Genomic DNA, 4,277 nt, shown 5'->3' with positions numbered 1-4,277 from the left:
AAGGGACCGGTGGATCAGGGCTGAGAGGGCCCGTTCGCCCCCGCTCGACCGCTGCACGAGGATGGGCGGGGTGAGCACCCGGACCGCCCTGGACGTCGTCGTCGTCGGCTCCGGCCCGAACGGCCTCGCGGCCGCCGTGACCCTGGCGCGCAGCGGCCTGTCGGTGGAGGTGCTCGAGGCGCAGCCCACCGCCGGTGGCGGGGCGCGGACCGTGCCGGGGATCGTCGACGGCGTCGTGCACGACCAGTGCAGCGCCGTCCACCCCATGGCCCTCGCCTCCCCGTTCTTCCGGCGCTTCGACCTGGCCGGTCGCGGCGTCGAGCTCCTGACGCCCGAGGTGTCCTACGCCCAGCCGCTCGCCGACGGCGACGCGGCGGTCGCCTACCGCTCGCTGGACCGCACCGTCGAGCACCTGGGCGTGGACGGACCGGCCTGGCGCGCGCTCCTGGGACCGCTGGTGGAGCACGCCGACGGGGTGGTCGACCTCGTGCTGGGGGACTACCGGCGCCTCCCGCGGGACCTCGTGGCCGCCGTCGGCTTCGGCCTGCGCGTGCTGGAGCAGGGCCTGGGCGCGACCTGGGGGCGTCGCTTCCAGGAGGGTCGCGCGCCGGCGCTGATCACCGGTGTCGCCTCGCACGCGATCACGCCGCTGCCCTCGCTGCCGGCGGCCGGCACGGCCCTGCTCCTCGGCGCGCTGGGGCACGCGACCGGGTGGTGCGTCCCGCGCGGCGGCACGCAGGTCATCACCGACGCGCTGCTCGCCGACCTCGCGCGCCACGGCGGCGTGGTGACGACGGACCGCCCGGTGCGCCGCGGGGCGGACCTGCCCCGGGCGCGCGCCTACGTCTTCGACACGACGCCGGCGACCGCGGCCGAGGTGCTCGCCGACCGCATGCCGACCCGGTTCGCGCAGGGCTTCCGGCGGTTCCGCCACGGGAACGGCGCCGCGAAGGTCGACTTCGTGCTGTCCGGGCCGGTGCCGTGGGCCCACCCGGAGGTGGGTCGGGCGGGCACGGTCCACCTCGGGGGCTCGCGGCCGGAGATGGCCCGCGCGGAGCACGCCGTCGCGCGCGGCCGGCACGCCCAGCACCCGACCGTGCTGCTCAGCGACCCGGCCGTCGTCGACCCCGGACGGATCGGTCCGGCCGGCATCCGGCCGCTGTGGACCTACGCGCACGTGCCGGCCGGCTCGGAACGGGACATGACCGCGGCGGTGACCGCGGAGATCGAGCGCTTCGCCCCCGGCTTCCGGGACGTCGTCGTCGCCGCGCACGCGGTGCCGGCGGCGCGGATGGCCGTGGACAACGCGAACTACGTCGGCGGCGACATCGCCGGGGGCGCGATCACCCTGCGGCGCATGCTCGTCGGCCCGCGTTGGCAGGTCGACCCGTACGCCACCGGGGTCGAGGGCGCGTACCTCTGCTCCTCGTCGGCGCCCCCCGGGCCGGGCGTGCACGGGATGGGCGGCTGGCACGTGGCGCGCCGCGTGCTGCGGGACCGGTTCGGGATCGCTGTCCCGCCCGACCTGCGGCCCGGTCGCTGACCGGCCCGCCCGTCCACCGGGGGGCCGAGGCGCCTTGCACTCTCGGGTCGAGAGTGCCAATAATGCGTTAGCACTCTCGACACGAGAGTGACAGAACGTCTGGCCAGAGGTGAGGCCGGAGCCGCCGGGACGTGACCGTGCGGCGCCGAGCCGTCCGTCGCGGGCACTGCGGCCAGTCCCCACCGCCACAACCGGAGGACCATCCGAATGGCCAAGATCATCGCCTTCGACGAGGAGGCCCGCCGCGGCATGGAGCGGGGCATGAACGCCCTGGCCGACGCCGTCAAGGTCACGCTCGGCCCCAAGGGCCGGAACGTCGTGCTGGAGAAGAAGTGGGGCGCCCCCACGATCACGAACGACGGTGTCTCGATCGCCAAGGAGATCGAGCTCGAGGAGCCGTTCGAGAAGATCGGCGCCGAGCTCGTCAAGGAGGTCGCCAAGAAGACCGACGACGTCGCGGGTGACGGCACCACCACCGCCACCGTGCTCGCCCAGGCGCTCGTGCGCGAGGGCCTGCGCAACGTCGCGGCCGGCGCCAACCCGATCGCCCTCAAGCGCGGCATCGAGAAGGCCGTCGAGGCCGTCACGGAGCAGCTGCTCAAGGCCGCCAAGGACGTCGAGACCAAGGAGGAGATCGCCGCGACCGCGGGCATCTCCGCCGGCGACCCGGCCATCGGCGAGCTCATCGCCGAGGCGATGGACAAGGTCGGCAAGGAGGGCGTGATCACGGTCGAGGAGTCCAGCGCCCTGGGCCTGGAGCTCGAGCTGACCGAGGGCATGCGCTTCGACAAGGGCTTCCTGTCGGCGTACTTCGTCACCGACCCGGAGCGCCAGGAGGCCGTCCTGGAGGACGCGTACGTCCTGCTGGTCGAGTCGAAGATCTCCAACGTCAAGGACCTGCTGCCGCTGCTGGAGAAGGTCATCCAGGCCGGCAAGCCGCTGTTCATCGTCGCCGAGGACATCGAGGGCGAGGCCCTGGCCACGCTCGTCGTGAACAAGATCCGCGGCACCTTCAAGTCCGTCGCCGTCAAGGCCCCGGGCTTCGGCGACCGCCGCAAGGCGATGCTGCAGGACATGGCCATCCTCACCGGCGGCCAGGTCATCTCCGAGACGGTCGGCCTGAAGATCGAGAACGCCACGCTCGACATGCTGGGCCAGGCCCGCAAGGTCGTCGTGACGAAGGACGAGACGACGATCGTCGAGGGTCAGGGCGACGCCGAGCAGATCGCCGGCCGGGTCGCGCAGATCCGCGCCGAGATCGAGAACTCGGACTCGGACTACGACCGCGAGAAGCTCCAGGAGCGCCTCGCCAAGCTCGCCGGCGGCGTGGCCGTCATCAAGGCGGGCGCGGCCACCGAGGTCGAGCTCAAGGAGCGCAAGCACCGCATCGAGGACGCCGTCCGCAACGCCAAGGCCGCGGTCGAGGAGGGCATCGTCGCCGGTGGTGGCGTGGCGCTCATCCAGGCCGGCAAGCTCGCGTTCGAGACCGAGGCCATCACCTCGCTCGTCGGCGACGAGGCGACCGGTGCGCGGATCGTCCAGTACGCGGTCGACGCCCCGCTCAAGCAGATCGCGATCAACGCCGGCCTCGAGGGCGGCGTCGTGGCGGAGCGCGTGCGCAACCTCCCGGCCGGCCAGGGCCTCAACGCCGCGACCGGCGTGTACGAGGACCTGCTCGCCGCGGGCGTGAACGACCCGGTCAAGGTGACCCGCTCGGCGCTGCAGAACGCGGCCTCGATCGCGGCCCTGTTCCTCACCACGGAGGCCGTCGTGGCCGACAAGCCGGAGCGTCACCCCGCTCCGTCCGGTGGCGACGGCGGCATGGGCGGCATGGACTTCTGATCCCCCCGGGATCGGGAGGCCGCCGCAGCGGCTGACCAGCACACGAACGGGCGTCCCCCTCGGGGGGCGCCCGTTCGTCGTGCTCCCGTGCTGTGAGGGCGTGGTCCGGTCCCGCTCAGCGACGCTCGCGGGCCGGCACGCGGAGCCCGGAGGCGCGCAGCCGGCGGACGAGCTCGCGGGAGTCCACGAGCTGCGCCCCGAGGGCGACGAGCTCGTCGTACCGCTCCTGCGGCACGTCGTAGTGGTCCCGGTCGAACGCGCGCCGGGGGATCCCCGCGCGGTCGGCGAGGTCGTGGAGCTCCTCCAGGGACGTGTCGCTGACGAGGTGCCCCCACACCCGCCCGTGGCGGGGCCACAGCGGGGGGTCCAGGAGCACGGCCACCCGTCGATGGAAGCACACGGCGCAGGCGCACGGGGCCGGGTGCTGTGCCACCCGGCCCCGCGGGCCTCAGCGGACGAAGAGCCGGGACGCGTTCTGCTCCGCCTCGGCGTAGGTGCTGGCCGCGGACCCCAGCGCGGCCGTGATCTGGTCCAGGCTCGCCTCGACCCGCTGCTGCGTCGCCGACCACTCGGCGAGCACCCCGCCGAACGCCGTCGCGGCCCCGCCCCGCCAGCCGGACTGCAGGTCGGTCAGGTGCCGCAGCAGGCCCGCCACCTCCGTCCGGACCGCCGCGACCGACCGGCCTGCCGCCGCGCTCGCCTGTGCCACCCGGTCGCTGTCGACCTCGTACCTCATGGGCCCTCCTCGGCTCGTTCGAGGGGCCGACGGTAGGGCGGTGCCGCGAGGCTCAGGCGCCGGGGACGCCGTCCCTGTGGACGGGCTCGGCGGACGGCGCCGCCGCCCCGGGCGCCCCGGCGGGCGGCGTGTCGGCTCCGGCGGGCGTGTCGGCTC

General features: G+C 74.4%; 4 protein-coding genes. 2 read left to right on the top strand and 2 right to left on the bottom strand.

Annotated elements, in window-relative coordinates:
• The first annotated feature begins 70 nt into the window (after positions 1-70).
• Together N866_RS11855 and groL are read left to right on the top strand one after the other, a co-directional pair.
• On the top strand, positions 71-1,543 hold the full coding sequence (locus tag N866_RS11855; RefSeq protein ID WP_245612574.1) for a phytoene desaturase family protein: 1,473 nt from the start codon (positions 71-73) through the stop codon (positions 1,541-1,543).
• Positions 1,544-1,750: 207 nt separating this feature from the next.
• Entirely contained in the window at positions 1,751-3,385 is a 1,635-nt protein-coding gene (gene groL / locus N866_RS11850) for a chaperonin GroEL (RefSeq protein WP_034226591.1), read from the top strand.
• 115 nt (positions 3,386-3,500) lie between these two features.
• Here the strand turns inward: groL and N866_RS11845 are convergent, their stop codons facing one another.
• Complete coding sequence (locus N866_RS11845) at positions 3,501-3,767, bottom strand: DUF4031 domain-containing protein (protein WP_034226589.1); 267 nt, start codon at positions 3,765-3,767, stop codon at positions 3,501-3,503.
• Positions 3,768-3,833: 66 nt separating this feature from the next.
• Complete coding sequence (locus N866_RS11840; protein WP_034226587.1) at positions 3,834-4,121, bottom strand: WXG100 family type VII secretion target; 288 nt, start codon at positions 4,119-4,121, stop codon at positions 3,834-3,836.
• Positions 4,122-4,277 lie beyond the last annotated feature (156 nt).

The sequence above is a fragment of the Actinotalea ferrariae CF5-4 genome (genome assembly GCF_000603945.1).
In the GTDB taxonomy this organism is placed as follows: domain Bacteria; phylum Actinomycetota; class Actinomycetes; order Actinomycetales; family Cellulomonadaceae; genus Actinotalea; species Actinotalea ferrariae.
The sequence above is the reverse complement of the archived record's forward strand: the minus strand, read 5'-3'. Positions and strand labels throughout refer to the sequence as shown.

Bases quoted from the DNA above. Each gene is read 5' to 3' on its own strand.
- N866_RS11840 (WP_034226587.1), bottom strand. From the start codon at position 4,121: ATGAGGTACGAGGTCGACAGCGACCGGGTGGCACAGGCGAGCGCGGCG.
- groL (WP_034226591.1), top strand. From the start codon at position 1,751: ATGGCCAAGATCATCGCCTTCGACGAGGAGGCCCGCCGCGGCATGGAG.